13 protein-coding genes are annotated in these 18,749 nt (G+C 46.6%); 6 read left to right on the top strand and 7 right to left on the bottom strand.

All coding sequences use genetic code 11. The features are described 5' to 3' along the window. Positions 1 to 205: 205 nt before the first annotated feature. Positions 206 to 2,407, top strand: a complete 2,202-nt coding sequence (gene katG, locus C9I99_RS23625) for a catalase/peroxidase HPI (RefSeq protein WP_107351281.1) — start codon at positions 206 to 208, stop codon at positions 2,405 to 2,407. 30 nt (positions 2,408 to 2,437) lie between these two features. Here the strand turns inward: katG and C9I99_RS23620 are convergent, their stop codons facing one another. Continuing rightward, positions 2,438 to 3,418: a GlxA family transcriptional regulator gene (locus C9I99_RS23620; RefSeq protein WP_107351280.1), complete on the bottom strand. Its 981-nt coding sequence runs from the start codon at positions 3,416 to 3,418 to the stop codon at positions 2,438 to 2,440. A gap of 124 nt (positions 3,419 to 3,542) precedes the next feature. On the opposite strand from C9I99_RS23620, the gene C9I99_RS23615 reads away from it, so the two are divergent. After that, on the top strand, positions 3,543 to 4,061 hold the full coding sequence (locus tag C9I99_RS23615) for a cysteine hydrolase family protein (RefSeq protein WP_107351279.1): 519 nt from the start codon (positions 3,543 to 3,545) through the stop codon (positions 4,059 to 4,061). 175 nt (positions 4,062 to 4,236) lie between these two features. On the opposite strand, the gene C9I99_RS23610 is transcribed toward C9I99_RS23615, so the two are convergent. The 5 genes from C9I99_RS23610 to C9I99_RS23590 form a co-directional block, all read right to left on the bottom strand. After that, positions 4,237 to 4,854: a LysE family translocator gene (locus C9I99_RS23610; RefSeq protein ID WP_243734403.1), complete on the bottom strand. Its 618-nt coding sequence runs from the start codon at positions 4,852 to 4,854 to the stop codon at positions 4,237 to 4,239. A 426-nt stretch (positions 4,855 to 5,280) separates the two neighbouring features. Beyond that, positions 5,281 to 5,904 carry a cytochrome b/b6 domain-containing protein gene (locus C9I99_RS23605; protein ID WP_107351278.1) on the bottom strand — a complete coding sequence of 208 codons (624 nt, stop codon included), beginning with the start codon at positions 5,902 to 5,904 and terminating at the stop codon, positions 5,281 to 5,283. Between the two features lie 3 nt (positions 5,905 to 5,907). Then, complete coding sequence (locus tag C9I99_RS23600; RefSeq protein ID WP_107351277.1) at positions 5,908 to 7,488, bottom strand: tetrathionate reductase family octaheme c-type cytochrome; 1,581 nt, start codon at positions 7,486 to 7,488, stop codon at positions 5,908 to 5,910. Between the two features lie 173 nt (positions 7,489 to 7,661). Then, positions 7,662 to 8,225 (bottom strand): hypothetical protein, encoded by a 564-nt coding sequence (locus C9I99_RS23595; protein ID WP_107351276.1) that lies wholly within the window; start codon positions 8,223 to 8,225, stop codon positions 7,662 to 7,664. Positions 8,226 to 8,282: 57 nt separating this feature from the next. After that, positions 8,283 to 9,707, bottom strand: a complete 1,425-nt coding sequence (locus C9I99_RS23590; protein WP_208113376.1) for an esterase/lipase family protein — start codon at positions 9,705 to 9,707, stop codon at positions 8,283 to 8,285. A gap of 337 nt (positions 9,708 to 10,044) precedes the next feature. On the opposite strand from C9I99_RS23590, the gene C9I99_RS27260 reads away from it, so the two are divergent. The 4 genes from C9I99_RS27260 to C9I99_RS23570 all read left to right on the top strand — a co-directional run bounded on the left by C9I99_RS27260 (position 10,045) and on the right by C9I99_RS23570 (position 16,815). After that, the gene (locus C9I99_RS27260; RefSeq protein WP_166645401.1) at positions 10,045 to 10,185 is read left to right on the top strand and encodes a hypothetical protein; all 141 of its coding nucleotides are present in this window, start codon (positions 10,045 to 10,047) and stop codon (positions 10,183 to 10,185) included. A gap of 166 nt (positions 10,186 to 10,351) precedes the next feature. Beyond that, positions 10,352 to 13,240 (top strand): AMP-binding protein, encoded by a 2,889-nt coding sequence (locus tag C9I99_RS23585; RefSeq protein WP_107351275.1) that lies wholly within the window; start codon positions 10,352 to 10,354, stop codon positions 13,238 to 13,240. A 988-nt stretch (positions 13,241 to 14,228) separates the two neighbouring features. After that, positions 14,229 to 15,200: a LysR substrate-binding domain-containing protein gene (locus C9I99_RS23575; protein ID WP_107351273.1), complete on the top strand. Its 972-nt coding sequence runs from the start codon at positions 14,229 to 14,231 to the stop codon at positions 15,198 to 15,200. Between the two features lie 343 nt (positions 15,201 to 15,543). Next, a complete protein-coding gene (locus tag C9I99_RS23570; RefSeq protein WP_208113375.1) occupies positions 15,544 to 16,815 on the top strand; it encodes a dicarboxylate/amino acid:cation symporter in 1,272 nt (423 codons plus the stop codon). Positions 16,816 to 17,337: 522 nt separating this feature from the next. Here C9I99_RS23570 and allB read toward each other — a convergent pair. Further along, positions 17,338 to 18,699 (bottom strand): allantoinase AllB, encoded by a 1,362-nt coding sequence (allB, locus tag C9I99_RS23565; protein ID WP_107351272.1) that lies wholly within the window; start codon positions 18,697 to 18,699, stop codon positions 17,338 to 17,340. Positions 18,700 to 18,749 lie beyond the last annotated feature (50 nt).

Below are 18,749 nucleotides of genomic sequence, written 5' to 3'. Positions count from 1 at the left end.
TATGGCAGGGTTTCTTTTGTCTGCAAACCCAATGTAAGAATATGATATATAACAAGTAATAATTGATATTCTTAATAGATAGGTTAGCTCTATCACAACTATCGATACAACCATCTATAAACATTTCTCATTCTCGCTATATTCATACTGAGTTTTCCAAACATATCGACTGCCGCACAGATTGCCGGCAGACAAGGAGTTCATTATGAGTCATGGTCAAACAGGCACGACGGGCAAATGCCCAGTCATGCATGGTGGGAATACAACCCTAGGCGGGAAAGCAACAAAGAACGTTGATTGGTGGCCAAACCAATTGAATATCAAGATACTGCATCAGAATGACAAGAAATCAAATCCTTTAGGTGAAGACTTTAACTATGCAGAAGCCTTCAAAGCGCTGAACCTAAAAGCCCTCAAAGCAGACCTTGAAGCACTCATGACCGACTCTCAAGATTGGTGGCCTGCAGACTATGGTCATTACGGTCCATTCATGATCCGTATGGCGTGGCACGCAGCAGGTACTTACCGTACTTCAGATGGTCGAGGGGGCGCGAACACAGGTAACCAGCGCTTTGCTCCTCTTAATAGCTGGCCAGATAATGGTAACCTAGACAAAGCTCGTCGCCTACTGTGGCCTGTAAAACAGAAATACGGCAATAGCCTGTCTTGGGCTGACCTATTCATCCTTGCCGGTAACGTTGCAATTGAATCTATGGGGCTGAAGACTTTTGGTTTTGCAGGTGGCCGCGCTGATATTTGGGAACCAGAAGAAGACATCTACTGGGGTGCTGAAAGCGAATGGCTTGGTGATGAGCGTTACTCAGGTGAGCGAGACTTAGAAAAACCATTAGCCGCTGTGCAAATGGGCTTGATCTACGTAAACCCAGAAGGCCCAAATGGTGATCCTAGTATTCTGGCTTCAGGTCGCGATATCCGCGATACCTTTGCCCGTATGGGGATGAACGATGAAGAAACTGTTGCACTCGTTGCTGGCGGTCACACGTTTGGTAAGACGCACGGTGCTGGTTCTGAAGAAGAAATGGGACCAGAGCCAGAAGCTGCACCACTAGAAGAAATGGGCTTTGGCTGGAAGAACAGCTTTGGCACAGGTAAAGGTGATGATACGACGACTTCTGGTATTGAAGGTGCTTGGACACCAAACCCTATCGTTTGGGATAACGGTTACTTCGATATGCTGTTTGGCTACGACTGGGATCTCGTGAAGAGTCCAGCTGGCGCTTGGCAGTGGGAGCCGGTTGGCGTCGATGAAGACCATATGGCCCCTAAAGCGCATGACCCATCTCAGAAAGTCAAAACCATCATGACGACCGCCGACATGGCAATGCGTATGGACCCAATCTACGGTCCAATATCAAAACGCTTCCACGAAAACCCAGATCAATTTGCAGATGCTTTTGCTCGTGCTTGGTTTAAATTAACGCACCGCGATATGGGTCCGAAGAGTCGCTACATCGGTGCAGAGTCACCGGCAGAAGATCTGATTTGGCAAGACCCACTGCCACAAGCAAGCTTTGCGGCTCTTTCAAGTAGTGATGTTGCCGAGCTGAAGCAGGCCGTTCTAAACTCAGCACTCAGTGTTTCTGAGCTGGTATATACAGCTTGGTCTAGTGCGTCAACTTACCGTGGTTCAGACTACCGTGGCGGTGCCAACGGCGCACGCATTCGTTTATCACCACAAAGAAATTGGGAAGCAAACCAGCCAGAGCAGCTAAATAAAGTCCTCGCCGTTTTAGACGGTATTCAGGCTAACTTCAATACGGGTGAGCGTGGCGTATCCATTGCAGATCTTATTGTACTGGCTGGTAACGTTGCTATCGAGAAAGCAGCGAAAGACGGTGGTTTTGATGTAGATGTGCCATTCTCAGCAGGCCGTGTTGACGCAACAGCAGCGCAAACGGATGAAGAATCGTTTGCGGTATTGGAACCGGAAGCTGATGGTTTCCGCAACTTTGCTAAGAAACTGTTCTCAGTACCAGCCGAAGAGATGCTGCTTGATAAAGCACAGCTACTGGGACTAACCGCTCCAGAGATGACCGTGCTCATTGGTGGCCTGCGTGTACTAGGCGCGAACCACAACAATACCGCACATGGTGTATTGACCGATAGAGTTGGCGTACTAAGTAACGACTTCTTCATCAACCTTGTGGATATGGCGACAGAGTGGAAACCTGTGTGCCCTAACAACAGTGCTTACCTAGGGACAAACCGAGCGACTGGCGAGAAGAAATGGACAGCAACCCGCGTGGATTTGGTCTTTGGTTCTAATTCACAACTACGGGCATTGGCTGAACTCTATGCTTGTGATGATGCTAAAGAGAAGTTTGTAAATGACTTCATCGCAGCGTGGACTAAAGTCATGAATGCTGACCGCTTTGACCTTAAATAGGCCTTAATTCGCTAGTCTTAACGAGTTAAGTTACGACCAACCCTCGGGCCCCGTTTCGTTCCCACTAGCACCCGCTAGGTCGAAGCTGGGCCTGCTTCGTGTAAATCGCAAGCGAAACGCTCTTGGTGTTAGCCCCATCGTTTTAATAAATACTTTTCGACACGCGCTGGTATCTTCATAGCCCACTTGATTGGCTATCCACTCAAAAGAATACTGTGAACTTTCTAGTAAATCACACGCCTTTTGCACCCTAAGTCGCTGCAAATAGTGATTGGGATTGTAGCCGGTCGCTTTTAGGAATCGCCGCTGCATGGTACGCTCAGTGAGACTGATTTGTTCTGCCAAAGCTTGAATCGATAGTGGCTTCGAGTAGTGCAAGTTCATTGCCTGTTGAATCGCAACAATCGTTTGGTCACCATGTAAAAATGACGGATTAAATTGCTTATAAAACCGCTGCTCCCTTGGAGCGGTATCGACAACAAGTCTCTTACCAAGTTGGCGCATCACGTTCAAAGTGGTGAATTTCGCTACCAATTCAAAACCTAGATCCAGCCAAGACATCATCCCCCCAGCGGTAATCACATCACCATGGTCAATTAAGAGCTCATTCGTATTTAGCGATATATGGGGAAACTGTTCGTGAAACGAGTCTGACAAGCCCCAGTGCGTGGTGACGGTTCTCGTTTCCACCAACGTTGTTGCTGCCAGTATAAATGCACCTGCACATGCTGAAGCAAGAATCGCACCCTGGCAATGCTGTGCTTTAAGCCAATCAACTAGCTTTGTTTGAGGGTTGAGGTAGTAATCACTCTGAGAGCTTGGAGGCAGCAATATCACCGCAAAACCTTGAGGCAGTTGTTTAGTACAATCGAAAATAACAGGTACAAATTCGACGTCAACGCTTTGCTTTTTGCAGGTGTTATTTGCCATTAAAAACATTTCTTCTAAGCCATAAATTGCTGACTTCAAAGCATTAGGATAATGGCAGATACCTATCGAGATTTGTTTCATTGCCTAGAGATACATTTTGTCGTTTTTAACATGTTTTATGTCATTTTAGACTCTTATGAAATTACCGCAAGTTAACGATAATCCTCCCTACCAAGACAGCAAATATGTTTAATGGAGAATTAAAATGAGTCTAAAAGCACTCCTTGTTATCGATTTACAAAATGACTATTTCCCTGGGGGAAAGTTTCCACTTTGGAATACAACGCAAACGCTGAACAACATCAAAACGGCGATTGATAAAGCAAACTCGCAAAACATTCCTGTGATTCATATTCAGCATATTGCCGATCCCGCGAAAGGAATAGCGCCATTTTTTTGCGACGGCACCAAAGGGGCGGAAATTCATCCTGAAATCATGGCTATAGATCCAAATTCTGAGGTGGTGGTGAAAACCTTTGCAGACAGTTTTGAAAAAACCCTTCTAGATAAAACACTCAAAAAATACGGCATTGATGAGCTACTAATATGTGGCATGATGACGCAAAACTGCGTGACACATACTGCAATGTCGAAATCCGCTGAGAAGTACAAAGTATCAATTGTGATCGATTGCTGTACTACCGTGGATAAAATGATTCACGATATCGCTCTAAACGCAGTATCTCTTCGTGTACCACTGGTGACTGCTGAACAAGTACTGTGATCTCAAAAAATTCATCTACTTGCCAATAGCAACTTGGTTCAAGCCATTGATAAATAGTTCCCCCCCCTACTTTGGTTAACCTAATCACTCCAGGCTTAAAGACAAATCAGAATCAGATTGGTGTCTTGTCGGGGGGAGATTCCTTTCATACCACACAAAGTGATGGCTATAACGGCTAGCCCTGTGTATTTAGAAGCTCAATGAGTGTCGGGATGACCGAGCACAGCAGTAAAGTTGCCATCAGATAATTAAATAATGAAAGGTGTATCTCTTTGTTTAAAAAACGATGAATGGCGGTGCCAAACAGCAACCACACCCCAACAGAAGGAAGGGCTGTGACTAAAAACACAAGCGAGAGTGTAATACTGCTTGAGAGCAGGAGACTATCTAGTGTTGTAAAGGCTGCGATCGCACTGGTGGCAACAATCCAAGCTTTTGCATTAACCCATTGAAAGAAAAATCCTTGCCAAAATGAAAGAGGCTCGGCTGAACTGGTATCTAAAGTACTGTGCTTTGAGCGAGCAATTTGCCAAGCGAGGTACACTAAATAGAATACCCCAACGATCTTGATCGCAAGGTATAGCTCTGAGTAGCGCAGTAGTATTTCGCCAAACCCCAAGCTGACGAGGAATACCATGGTCGAGAAGCCAATGCATATGCCAAGTAAAAGAGGGAAACTCCTAAAAATGCCGAAGTTAACGCCTGAGGTTGCAATGATTATATTGTTCGGCCCAGGGGTGACGGTTGTTGTGATGGCGAACAAGAACATCGCGGTGATATAACCTATTTCCATGGTATTAACTCCATTTCATTTAGCTCACGAGTTTGATGTCAATAAGCTGTGAGCAGGCCCAAGGATCGGGCAGTAGCTCAGATCACCATTTGACTTGATGTAACACTGCTCTATCCCGACACCACAATCATTTTGGGTGCAAATTTCATAATAAAATTCTTATTTGATATGAAGTATTACATTGGCGCGACATGTGCAATAGCGGTCACATGGGAAATATAGCCCGCATAAAAACAAAACAAAAGTGAAACCTTATTCACTTTTATCAGATTTAACATTCCATTTTTGAGGCTGATTTTCTGTAAATATGCGACCGCTGGTGTCTTTTTAGGAGAGGGCGACTCTCGGCCTTATTTATTAATTTGTTTGGATAAGCTGGCACGCACTCGAATTTGAACGTGCCAGTCGTTGCGACTCAGTAAGCGCTTAAGTGTTCTTTTCCGATGGCAGGGTTTGCTCATCCACGTCTGGATCTTGGTGCTCTTCGTAACCGGTGATCATGGTTTTAATGTGGCTCAACGGCGTATCACCTGTGGTGGTCATATACACATGCACGATGAGAAAGACCAGGATAAGAAAAGCCGACAGCAGGTGCAGGGCCGACAGCGTTGGCAGAGAGAGCACCTGCAGGCCGAACGGATAGGCCAGCAACATTAAGCCGGTTATCCAAATGACAGGAGCCAACAGCAGTTTGAACCCCAAGTAGGAAAATCGCTGTAAGGGATTGTGCTTGCGATCTGGTGTCACTTTATAGGGGTGAGGCTTGGCAAAGAAGATATCCTTACTGTAGTAACGGATCACCGCCACCAGCTTCTCTGTCGTCGGAATATATTGCTTCCACTCCCCCGTGGTGAAATGCCAGAAAATGGCAAACACCCAAAGAATGATCAATGCCACGGCCCCAACCTCATGCCACTGCAAGGCCTGTTCGAAACCAAGCCAGCTAAAGGTGCCGTGGATTTCGAAACCCGTTACCAGCATGACCAGCATCAACAAGCTTTGTGACCAATGCCAGAACCGCTCAAAACGTTTATAAATCATCTGACGCATAACTCACTCCTTGTCTTGTCCGTTGGGAACGATCACGCGCAAAATAGCGTGAATACACACGGCTCCGAGCGTCAACGCCACCAGCCACCAGAGGTAATGACTGCCCTTGAAGGGGTCGGACTGGCCGGGAAGATAGAAGCCCGCCAATTTAAACAGCCGGCCATCCTGGCTATGGCACGCCTGGCACTCCAGCGCTTTTTCAGCGGGGGCAACCATATGGGTAATTGGGAAGTGGTATTCGGTATTGATAAACTCAAGCTTGCCACTGAACACTTCTCCACTGGCCTTCATGCCTGCTTGTGCTGAAGCATCCCAATCGTAGCTCTTCCAGTATGCGGCTTTGTCTTTACCAAAGAGATATGGCGTGACCATAATTTGGTTTTCGCTATCGTAGGGTTGTTTGCCTTTCATTACCTTAAACGGCCAGACCCGTGAATCGTCATCACTACACCGCCCCTGTGGGGTGGTTAACGCAATAATGCCTGCATCATTTGCCGTGATTTTCTCACCGACAACGGTATAGTCCATCTCGCCGTTAAAGCACACATACTCTGGCACCACATTCATTTCCCAAACAAAATCGCCTTTTTTCGGGGTATAAGTCACGTTGCCCCATTGGTCTTTGGTAACAGGGCGGCTTTTATCCCCCGCGCTTGACCAGTCCCAGACCGTTTTGGTGGCTTTCTCACGGGCGAACTCAGGAATGTGGCAGGTTTGGCAAGCGATGTTTTCGACATGCTGGTTGAGGCGAATAGCATTACGGGAGCCTTGGTGCGGCTCCATCCCATGGCAAGACTCGCAACTTGCCCGGCTGAAATCACTGTGGCCGGGAATATCGATACCGGATGTATCTTTTGCCTGCATGGCATAGCGCGATCCCTTGGTTTGGTGATTGCTGGTGGTATGGCAGTCCTGGCACTTCAGGTTAGCGCCCTCTTCGGATAAATGGACATCCAGCTCTGGTGAGGCGCTAAAGAGGGTTGAGTCCATGTCACCATGTTTGACCGAGTCACCGCCCCCGCCGAAAAAGTGACAAGCGCCGCAGTTTTCGATTTCCGGGGTAGCGACACTTTGGGCAGCCACGGCTAAGTCAACCGCAGGCAACATCTTGCCTGAGCCCTTGGGCCATTCCTTCGCTACATAGTTGGGGTGACCGGCATCTGTGGGAAATTTGCGATACTGCCCAGACTGCTCGTGACAGATCAGACAGTCGACGCTTTCTTGCTTGGTGAAGTCAAAGCTATCATCCTTCCAGCCATAGCCGGCATGGCAACTGGTGCACCTCGGTTCGTTGGAAGCTGTCGATATACAGAAGTTATTGATCACTTCTGTCTTACCATAAACAGTACCTGTACTCCCTCGACCATGTTGCCACGTCCAGTGTGTAGATTGCTGTAACTGTTCGCCGGCTTCAGTATGGCAATCGAGGCAGGCTTTGGTGACTTGCTCAGCACGTTCGAAGGGCCCGTAAAGTTGTTCGAACGCGCGGTGGTCGGCAGTCGAGGCAGCAACCCAGAGAGGCAGAAGCAAAAGAACCGAGCCTAATACAGCCCGACAGCGTATCGAGAATGGTTTCCTAGCCATTTTAGCGCCTCCTTACATTAGCGGTTACTTAATTAAGTGATCGCTAATGCGAGAATGCCAACTTAATCCCAAACAGATTTGTTCTACGTCAAAAAAAACGGTCGAAAAACATACAATCTATGGATTGGATCACATTCTTGCTTTGCTTGGCCACTGCCACTGCGTAACTTAATCTATTGGGCTACGTCATGCTCCCAACTGATTACGCCGTCATAGCTCTGACATTTCATTGCCGAATCGGACGCATCGGTAATATAGACCTGCTGCTTATCCGAAACTGGATAGCTCAAATATTCCGAACACCAGGCACTCTGGCCATTACCAACGACGACCTTTGTTCCGGGCTTCAACGTGCATTCTGCTAGCTTGTCGAGCGGCGACCATTGATAGCAAATTTCATAGTCTTTCCTATATTCCGATACCTGACCGGCCGGACGGGTAAATGACCACCATTGACCAAACTGGCTATGGGGGTTGGTACTATTCCAGGCCCGATAGATAGTCACTTCCTGAGTACTTTGATAAACCGCTCCCTGACATAACTTACCCGCCAGCGCTTCACCGAGAGCCTGGGATAGCAATGCCGGATCTCGTACCAATTCGAATTTGTCACTCAGTTCAGCACTGATCACGGTACTCCCGACACACAATTGCTCCGGCACTTGGGTTGTCGTCACCGGATCGCTGGCACAGCCCGAAACAATAACAAGCAACGCAACATTCAAAATCCTTTTCATACTTAAAGCCTATCCGTCTTCAGTTTGTATTTGTGGATATAACCTAGCGAAGCCGGTTCACTTAACCGGCTTATTAATCGGTTTCTGCCCTTTGAAGTCATGCCGTGTTTCCGTTTTGAAAAGCTTACCTTCCTTATGCATCTGCGGCTCACTCGCCTCGTCAAAAAGAAAAACCGCTTGGTCAACGCGACGGTGAAGCACCACCTCTAGATATAACGTCTCATTTGGCTTTAAGAACGCATCAATATCTGCAGTTTCAACACGGTACTCGACAGCGTGATAATAAGTGAAACCTTGATTTGGCCTAGCAATAACCCTAAAGCCCGTAAGCTGACTCTTGCTTATCACGTCGTGGTCTATGTAATAGACCAGATGGTTGGGGCTAGCCGCATTTTTCTGGCGGTCGACGAAAAAGCCTTTGGACAGTTTGTTCGGATCGCGGTCTTGGCCGCCCAACAAAACAAGATCGTAATCGGTAACAGGTTCACCTTGGTCATCTTTGACGATAAAAACCAAATTCATATACCGATGACTGCGCTGTTGCGTTTGTTGAGTCAATGTCGCTAGCGCCTGCTGGCGTATCTGATAGTCGGCCTCAGAATCCACTTGCAGACACTTTAGGATTTCAGCGAGTTGTGGTTTTGTCGACGTCGCGCTAACGACACTGCGCATGATCCCCTTTTGCTTACCCGAGTGGCTGGCATTTGGGATCACGCCCAGCGGGACGGTTTCTGGACGCTTAACCCCGTCAACCAGTTTCAGCAAACTAACATTAAGTTCATCCGACATATGGGCAACCGTATCTGCCGTTCCGGATTCAACAAACCTCACCATACTGAAGTTCATATTGGCCCCAGAAACCCTTACCACCCCGTCAGAACCTGACTCTGCCAGATAACTATTCACAAAGTCGTAGAACTTCTTATCAATGGATTGCCCTGTCAAAACAAAGGGGTAAAAGCCATTCACTGCAGGCTTATAGTGAAGGTAGGCGCTGGACAAATCGATTTGCTGCTGACTACCCAAAGATAACCAGTCGAGTATCAACTGCCCCGGTTCGATACCATCAAACCAGGCTTTTATTCTACCTACTCTCTGCTTGCCGAGTGCTGCCAGTGGTGACCCATGGTTAGCTGGCGCCAACATGATCAGATGGCGCAACGGGCTTTGGTCCAGATTGTCACTGCCATAGTAGCGATCCAGCCACTCGCGCACGACAGGCCCACCGGTTGAATGCGTAATACAGGAAAACGCAGCAATATCGTCACCAGTCGGGATCAGGTCATGTAGGGCCTGATCGAATGCACGTATGATATCGGTCATATTCACCGTATCATCAAAACTGATATATCGCCCCAGCCAAACATGTTTTATATCGACATCAAGCCCATAGTGGCTCGCTTGCTTCGCAATAGCTTCTGGTAAGAGGCCATATGTATTGGTATCCGTAACGCTCCATCCATGCACAAATATAACAATCATGTGTTTGTCCCTCTGAGTATGTTATCGAGATCCTTCTAATGCGAGATGTCAATGAGGCGGCTAGGACAATACTTACCTCGCACCTGACTTATAAAGCAGACATCAATTGCTTAAAAACTAGTCCATAGCAAGGCGTATAGACTTGAGGACAATCACAAAACAGCCAATTTCAAGAAAGCGATTCCTATGGCGGACTACGTAGCTTTATATCAACGACGATAAGGGGGGTAGTTTGAAAAAATCGATAAGCGCCCTGACTTTGCGCGGCATTAACGCCTTGTGCTGATAGACCGTATAAAGCGACACTGTAACACCATGCAACTCGGGTAGTATTCTGATGATTTGCCCTGATTTCAGCGCATTTTCCGATGGTACCAGCCAAGAGTTCGAGATGCTGACAGGTCGCCAGCCACAAAGCTTTTCTCAATGGCTCGACGCAAACAGGACTATGCTGAGCCAGATTGCGCAAAACGCATAGATCATCGCGTGCTTGCTCTGCCCACCGAGACAGTATCGGTGGGCTTTGCCATAACGTATGAACATCGATACCCAATGTGCACATAACCACACTTTTTCATACATTTAACAGCAATAATACGGAGTTTGGCTACACTTTACCCATCATAATAAAAAAGGGGTAGCCCATGGAAAACCCAACCAAACCACCCTACTCCGATCCCAAACAGGCTGCCCATTCATTACTTGGCTTGGTAACAGAGTTAGCGATCGAAATTAACCCTGACAGTTTCGATAGCAGTTCCGTCTACCTCGATAGCACACTTGACCAAGATCTGGGTCTCGACAGCTTAGCCAGAGCCGAATTAATCCAACGCACCGAGCAGCAATTTACCATCACGCTACCAACACAGACACTGGCAGAAATCGAAACCCCCCGTGACTTACTCAATGCCATCTTCAATGCCGAACAGCACCCAACGGCTATCAAGGCCTCGGCTGATAAAATTGAGTTGCCTTCTGCATCTATTTATCCCGACCACGTCGAGACATTGCAGGAGCTGCTGCACTGGCATGTCGAACAACATGGTGATCGGCCGCACCTGTATGTGTATCAAGATGCGGTCAATGTCGAGTCCATCAGTTACCAAACTCTCTATCAGCAGGCAAAGCTCATCGCCAGTCACCTGCAAGATCTCGGTATCGGTCCCGGCGATACCGTGGCGATCATGCTGCCTACCTGCAATGCCTATTTCTATTGCTTCTTCGGGATTTTATTCTCGAGGGCGATCCCGGTGCCGATTTATCCACCAGCAAGGCCGTCGCAAATTGAAGATCACTTGGTTAGGCACAGTAAAATACTGCAAAATGCCGAGACAAAATTACTGATCACCGTTGAACAAGCCAAAGGGCTATCGACTCTGCTCAAGCTTCATGTGCCAGCATTGGAACATATTGTCACGACAGAAGAGATCGACTCCCTCAGCGCGGAGTCCAGCTCTTCCGAGCATCATCCAACAGGGCAAGCTCAACCTGACGAGATAGCCTTCTTGCAATACACATCGGGCAGTACTGGCGTCCCCAAAGGGGTGAAACTCACCCATGCCAACTTGCTTGCCAATGTCCGGGCGATGGGCAAAGCTGTCGGCGCAACGTCCGATGATGTATTTGTCAGTTGGTTGCCGGTCTACCATGACATGGGGTTAATTGGCGCTTGGTTTGGTAGCCTTTATCATGCTATCCCTTTGGTTATTATGTCGCCACTCAACTTCCTGACCCAGCCCAAACGCTGGTTGTGGGCGCTTCACCACCATCGGGGAACGCTAACCGCCGCCCCCAACTTTGCCTATGAGTTATGTGTCAGCAAAATTGCCGATGACGATCTGGACGGGCTCGACCTCTCCTCGGTAAGGCATTGCTGGAACGGTGCCGAACCCATCAGCCCGACCACTATAGATGCTTTCAGCCGCCGTTATCAAAAATATGGTTTCGCCCCAGAAGCCATGAACCCGGTGTATGGGCTGGCAGAGTCCTCTGTTGGGTTAACCTTCCCTCTCAATACCCGCAAGCCTCGGGTGGAGTGGGTAGAAAGGCAAACCATGATGAACACCGGAAAAGCGGTCAGTATCGAAACAGGCCCCATTGAGTATGGGCAAACAAACAATATCAACGAGCTGCTCGAACACAGTATTCCACTGATCGGGTTAGGTCACCCATTACCAGGGCACCAGATCCGTATCGTCGATAGCCAAGGGCGAGAGTTACCCGAACACCAAGAAGGCGAATTGGAATTCAAAGGCCCTTCATCAACGTCGGGTTACTATCGCTCTCCGGACAAGACCGCTGGGCTATACCATGATGAATGGCTCAGAACCGGTGATCGCGGCCTGACCATGGAAGGCGAGCTATTTCTCACCGGCCGGATCAAGGACATCATTATCAAAGCTGGCCGTAACATCTACCCGCAAGAGCTGGAATCGGCCGTAAGCCAGCTAGCGGGGGTTCGGAAAGGCTGTATTGCGGTGTTTGCCAGTGCCAATCCCAAAACGGGCACCGAGCAACTGGTCGTATTGGCCGAAACCAAACTTGAAGATGCACACAAGAAACAGCGGCTAAGGGATGAGATACAAAATCTGTCATTCAATCTGCTCGGGATCCCCACAGACGTGGTAGAACTCTGCCCTCCCCATACCGTACCCAAAACCTCCAGTGGCAAAATCCGCCGCTCAGCATGTAAAACATTGTTTGAGGAAAACAAGCTCAATGCCCCACAACGAGCGGTATGGTGGCAAGCAACCCGTTTATTCTTGTCTAGCGCTAAACCTGCATTCATACGCTTCAAACGACTTGCTGCCGACTGGGGCTTTGCCTGCTATATGTGGCTTATCATGGCACTATTAACGCCACCGGTTTGGCTACTGGTCACGCTCTTACCGGCGAAATCAGCCTGCTGGTCAGTCGCTCGCTGGGGCGCCCGCTCACTCATCAAGCTAACAGGTACCAAGCTAACGATAGAGGGCATCGAACACCTCCCTAACGATGACTCGCCATATCTGGTTATCGCTAACCATGCCAGTTACCTAGACGGACTTGTGCTGCTGGCTGCGACGGGTAAAGAGCATCAGTTTGTTGCCAAAGCCGAGCTTAAAGGCAACTTTTTTGCTCGTGCTTTCCTCAATAAATTAGGCACCCATTTTGTCGATCGTTTCGATACCCAGAAAAGCCTCTCCGATAGCAGGCAGTTAGCCGCCTTTGCCGACAGTCCATGGCCGCTGACTATTTTCCCCGAAGGGACGTTATATCGAATGGCTGGCCTGCATGAGTTCCATCTCGGCGCATTTCAGATCGCGGTCGAAAAACAGCTCCCCATCTTGCCCATTACCCTTAAAGGCACCCGCTCCATTTTAAGGGATAAATCACTCTTTCCCCGCAAGGGAGATATTGAAGTCATTATCAGCCCCCCTATTCACCCAGAAGGAAGTGATTGGCAGGCAACCCTGGCACTACGTAATACCGCGCGGAAAATCATGTTAGAAAACAGTAATGAGCCAGATTTGGCAAGAGAGAGCACGCGGTAGCTTGAAGCCGTTGAGGTAGACATATAGGCAAAACATTTCAACCACTTGACGATATAGAGACAAGGAAAAAACCGTATGGTGACAGAATTACTGCATGTGAATTACATATACAGCAAATAGTTCGCAAAATTATTCACTGTTTTTGCCTATTCATGATGACGATCAACAAACCACCAACAATTCAGCCGACAGACTGGTCACACCATCACAACGGTGATATTACAGTGCATGTCTTTTATTTCTGCCATGTTGGCACAATTTTTGTGCTACAAGAAACAGGGAAATAAAAACGCATAACAGCAAAGCTGACAAGAAGTCAGTTAAAGATATAAGGAGTGTTATTCATGTTGTGCCCAGATTGCAAACAGCCAATGGTTAAAGCTAAGGACAACCAGAATCATTGTGTTGAACTAAATTGCCCACCAACCAGAACCCATTGCCCAGAATGTGACTCTGAAAACACCCAAATCATCAACAAGAGCATCAGCGATGCTGAAATCAGCTGTGGTGACTGCAAGGCTACTTGGGTGATATCAAGAAGCCACTAAAATAGAAAATGAGAAATGGCTGCACACAGCAGCCATTTCATCGCTCAACTGAAGTGAGCTTAAGATGAGGGCGGCAGCAAACTCCTTCTACGCCGCCTATTCTGCGTCCTTCAGCTTTGTGTAACTCCGTTCTTGTGTCGGTACCATCCAATAACATGGCACCGACACCATTAAAACCCACATTAATGGTTTTCCCTCTTGGATACGATACTGACGGCCTATGCAAAGTAAGAGCTTATCGCCACCGCTGCGACGATAAATGAGTCGCAGACAAGAAAACTAAACCTCAGCAGTATAGTCGACGCAGAAAAGATTCTTCATAAGACGCCCCCTATCAGCGAAAGGAAAGTGAATATATTATTACCACTTGTTATATATGATTTCTGTTAATTCAGGCACAATCAAGGGTATGAAAATATTGCGAATATGATGAGAGAGCAATGAAATTACAGCAACTGCGTTACCTCAAGGCGGTAATAGACAACAACCTAAATATCTCGGTTGCTGCCAATTCCCTCTTTACCACCCAGCCGGGTGTCAGCAAGCAGATCAGGCTGCTTGAATCAGAATTGGGCGTCAAAATTTTTGAGCGCAAAGGCAAATCCATCAGTACGGTCACGCCTATCGGCAAGCAGATCATCGAAGAGGCGATCGATATGCTGGAAAAAGAGAGCCGTATCAAAACGATTGTTCGCGATCACATCAAGCCAGAAGAAGGCTTTTTGAACATTTATACCACCAATACCATTGCCCGCTACCTGCTTCCTGAAGCGGTAGAGCGATTCGTTAAGCGCTACCCGAAAATCAAATTCCACATTGGTACGTCACAGCTCGACAAATACGGTCATATCCTAAAGCGTGGCCAGTCTGACTTCTCGATACTGGCGCAAAACGTCGAACGTGAAAAAGACATCATCATACTGCCCGCCTACAAATGGAACCTGAGCCTGATTGTGCCCAAAGATCACCCTCTGGCTAAAGACCGCGATATCTCCATCGAGAAAATCGGGGCTTATCCGCTGATCAGCTATGAACCGGGATCTACCGGACGCTCATCGCAAGACAAGGCCTTCAAGGAAAAAGAGATCACGCCGTATTACTTCATGACGGTAATGGATGTCGAGGTGATTAAGAAGTATGTGAACCTGGGTTACGGTATCGGCATTATTGCCCAAGTCGCTGCTCAGGATGTCATTGATGATAACCTGGTCAGCATCCCGCTGAACGATATCATTCCGGCTTGTGATGCATGGCTGTGCTATAGCCGCAACCTGTTCTTGCAAAAATACATGTTGGATTTCATTGAACTGTTCTGCCCGCACCTCACCCGTGAGGTAATGGAAGATATCGCCCATTGTTCGGATAACGAAATCCTTAAAATTTCGGAGCAATTTGAGTTGCCGGAATATTAATTTTATTTTTTAGCTGATATTATACTTCCATCTTTTTGAAATTTTCATCTACAAAAAGATGGAAGTAAAAAACCACCAATACCCGTCAATAACATTTAAACATTTCTAAAGATCTCGCTGCCTTTCATAAAACAATTTAACTTTTCACCTTTATCTAATCACGTTCAAATAAAAACAATCCAATTTTACCTATGCTATATCGCAACCAGATACACAATAGAAATGAGATAGATGAGTCGATATAGAAGAGGTCAGGCGCCGTTGTAATGCTTATCACTGAATGGTGAGCTAAAGCATTTGCAGACCTTAATATCAGGAATTTAACTGAAATGAGGGAACGAACATGTCAATTAGTATGGCTGAGAACAGCCCTAAGCCCAAGCTATCAATATCATTAACAAATCAAATACTTATTGCTACTGTAGTAGGGATAGCCTTTGGTGCATTTGTCGGACCATGGGCTGAGAATATAAAATTCATTGGTGATATATTCATCCGATTAATCCAGATGTCTGTCGTACTGCTAGTAATGACAGCTGTATCCGCAGCAATCGGAAACGTTGATAGTAAAGGTGCAGGAAAGATGAGTCTGCACACATTCAAATGGATAGTATCAATGACTATTGTTTCGGCCTTCGTCGGATTATTCCTCGCCGTAACAATTAAACCCGGGGAAGGAATAATCATTGAAGGCGCGGCAGCGGCAGTCGCAACCCCCGACGCATCGATAAAAGATACAATACTCGGTTTCTTTTCTACCAATATTGTTGACTCCATGTCCAGTGGCGCAATGATACCTTGTATTGTCTTTGCCGTTATTTTTGGACTCGCAATGGGATCATATTCCCGCACTACGGGGAATAAAGTTATTACTGAATTTATCGTCAGTTTTAATGCTGTCATTATGAATATCATCAAGATGGTAATGAAGCTGGCTCCGATTGGTATATTCTGCTTATTAGCCAATGTTTCTGGTGCTATCGGCTTTAAAGTCATTATCCCTATGCTTAAGTTCTTAGGCGCTCTGGCAATCGGCGATATTATTCTATTGCTAATGTATGGCCCGATGACAGCGATGCTCACAAAAGTAAACCCTTTTAAAATGCCGAAGAAATTTGCCAAGCTGTCCATTATGTCAATGACAACGACATCTTCAGCAATTTGCCTTCCGACTAAAATGGAAGACTCAGTGACGAAGTTTGGTGTTAGCCGAAAAGTTGCTGACTTCACAGGCCCTATTACTATGTCGATGAATGCCAATGGTGCTGTAATGTGTTACGTCTTGGCTATCTTCTTCATGAGTCAGGCGACAGGTATTGTCCTTGAACCGTTCCAGATGGGGATGGCTATCCTGCTATCTGTGTTGATGTGTATGGGCACCATTGTCGTACCTGGTGGTATGATTATCGTTTATACCTTCCTAGCCAGCTCTATGGGGCTACCATTGGAAAGTGTCGCTATTCTTATCGGTATTGACTGGTTCTCTGGTATGTTCCGAACATTACTGAACAATACAGTTGATGTCATGATTGGCATGCTTGTTTCTGACAAATTGGGGGAGTTTGACCGAGACGTATACAACGACAATAAAAAAGCAGAATACGTACAAGTATAAGTAGTTAATAACTTTAAATCAGCTCTAATCATGAAAGCCAGCAAATCCTTATTTGCTGGCTTTACTATTTCTTATTTCTACTGTTTTTATCGCCTACTTCTATGGATATTAACAGTAAAAGCAGCTCCCAAAACTTAACCTTTAAGTAGCCCTTCTAAAGTTGATTATCATTCTATCGTTCTTTTTATATCAACAACGCATAGTGGAAAAATCAATGCTCAATGCTCAATGCTCAATGCTCAATGCTCAATGCTCAATGCTCAATGCTCAATGCTCAATGCTCAAGTATTAACCTTGTCCTCACAACCGTGGATAAAAACCTTATATAAACATAGTTTGTAAATGTGAATGCTTGATAGGTAAGACCCCATATCTACCTTGTAGAGAATTCTCTCTCTTGCCTTTTTATCGACCCTGCTCTCTCACTCTAGTTTATTTCACGTTTGTAGCATCCACTTATCGCGAACCAATAAAAAAGGCAGCCTATGGCTGCCCTTTGATTATGACTCTTTCAACAATCGCTTACACTGTAACAAAGTCACCTTGGAATGGGTTAACAACACCAATATCAAGATCATAGATAACTTGACCTCTAAGCAGTGTCTTGGCAACTTGCGCACCAATATTACGGCCTTCATAAGCACTGAATTTATTACGATATTCCAGATCGTCTGCGGTTAGTACATAGGATGAGTCTGGTTTGATCATTACGATATCTGCATCTTTACCAATCGCAATTCGCCCTTTATGCTCTAAACCAAAGAGATCTGCGGGGTTGGAAGCCATCAGTTTAGCGAACTGTGTCAAAGCCATACCACGCTTCTGCACCCCTTCATCAAACATAATATCAACACTATTTTGCAGTGAAGATATCCCCCCCCACGCATCGAAGATACCGCCTTCTTTTAGGTCTGGCGTGCATGGCGAGTGATCGGATGTAATGAAATCAATCTCACCGTTTAGCAACTTAGCCCACATACGATCTTGGTTATCCTTGTCACGGATCGGAGGAGAGCACTTGGCCTTGGTCCCGATTTCTTCAAACTGATTATCATCAAGGGCAAAATAATGGCCACACGATTCACAGGTCACATCTTGGCCTTCATTACGAGCCTTAGTGACTTCCTCGATCGCTTCAGGGCTACTCAAATGACAAAGGTGGAGCTTACAACCGGTTTCCTTCGCCAGATAAATCGCCCGGCGAACAGCTTCAACCTCAGTAAAAACAGGACGGGAGGCGATGTAGTCTTTCGCGGTAAGGCGCCCTTCTGCCACCGCTTTTTTACCTAAACCATCACAGATCTCTGCATTTTCAGCATGCATTAGTAATATCTTGCCCAAACGAGCTAGCTCAGTCATACCTTCATAGAGCTGGTAATTATTGACGTTACAGAAGTCACCCGACGTCGGATCTGGATTACCGCAAGTCGATACAAAGCATTTATAGCCAACCACGCCTTCTTCGGCCAATTCATCCAAGCGATCAATATTATGCGGTACAAGGCCACCCAACGAGGCAACATCAACCGTCAGTCTCCCCCTACCTGCTTCATACTTAATATGCAATGTTTCACGGTCAATAGTGGCAGGTACCTGATTCAATGGCATTTCAACACAGGTAGTAACACCACCTTTTGCCGCTGCCTTCGTTGCCGTTTCATAACCCTCCCACTCGCTGCGAGGGCCGCCAGGATCGGTGATATGAACATGACCATCAACCATGCCTGGTGCCACGATTAAGCCAATGGCATCAATATACTCAGATGCCACTCCCAAGTTACTGCCAATCGCGGCAATCATACCGTCTTTTATTGCGACATCTGTTTTAATCGCTTCATTTTCTAGAATAACGGTACCGTTTTTAATAATTTTATCGTAGGACATGTTTCACTCCATTTTATTGGTTTAATTTAAACTATTTTTAAATAAATACT

Origin of the sequence: Photobacterium lutimaris, from assembly GCF_003025555.1 — a bacterium.
GTDB lineage: Bacteria > Pseudomonadota > Gammaproteobacteria > Enterobacterales > Vibrionaceae > Photobacterium > Photobacterium lutimaris.
Note: the sequence above shows the minus strand (reverse complement) of the source record. Positions and strands in the feature narration are given on the sequence as shown.

What these genes read in the sequence shown, in the direction of transcription:
- katG (WP_107351281.1), top strand. Translation starts at nt 206, where the DNA reads ATGAGTCATGGTCAAACAGGCACGACGGGCAAATGCCCAGTCATGCAT.
- C9I99_RS23620 (WP_107351280.1), bottom strand. Translation starts at nt 3,418, where the DNA reads ATGAAACAAATCTCGATAGGTATCTGCCATTATCCTAATGCTTTGAAG.
- C9I99_RS23615 (WP_107351279.1), top strand. Translation starts at nt 3,543, where the DNA reads ATGAGTCTAAAAGCACTCCTTGTTATCGATTTACAAAATGACTATTTC.
- C9I99_RS23610 (WP_243734403.1), bottom strand. Translation starts at nt 4,854, where the DNA reads ATGGAAATAGGTTATATCACCGCGATGTTCTTGTTCGCCATCACAACA.
- C9I99_RS23605 (WP_107351278.1), bottom strand. Translation starts at nt 5,904, where the DNA reads ATGCGTCAGATGATTTATAAACGTTTTGAGCGGTTCTGGCATTGGTCA.
- C9I99_RS23600 (WP_107351277.1), bottom strand. Translation starts at nt 7,488, where the DNA reads ATGGCTAGGAAACCATTCTCGATACGCTGTCGGGCTGTATTAGGCTCG.
- C9I99_RS23595 (WP_107351276.1), bottom strand. Translation starts at nt 8,225, where the DNA reads ATGAAAAGGATTTTGAATGTTGCGTTGCTTGTTATTGTTTCGGGCTGT.
- C9I99_RS23590 (WP_208113376.1), bottom strand. Translation starts at nt 9,707, where the DNA reads ATGATTGTTATATTTGTGCATGGATGGAGCGTTACGGATACCAATACA.
- C9I99_RS27260 (WP_166645401.1), top strand. Translation starts at nt 10,045, where the DNA reads ATGATTTGCCCTGATTTCAGCGCATTTTCCGATGGTACCAGCCAAGAG.
- C9I99_RS23585 (WP_107351275.1), top strand. Translation starts at nt 10,352, where the DNA reads ATGGAAAACCCAACCAAACCACCCTACTCCGATCCCAAACAGGCTGCC.
- C9I99_RS23575 (WP_107351273.1), top strand. Translation starts at nt 14,229, where the DNA reads ATGAAATTACAGCAACTGCGTTACCTCAAGGCGGTAATAGACAACAAC.
- C9I99_RS23570 (WP_208113375.1), top strand. Translation starts at nt 15,544, where the DNA reads ATGTCAATTAGTATGGCTGAGAACAGCCCTAAGCCCAAGCTATCAATA.
- allB (WP_107351272.1), bottom strand. Translation starts at nt 18,699, where the DNA reads ATGTCCTACGATAAAATTATTAAAAACGGTACCGTTATTCTAGAAAAT.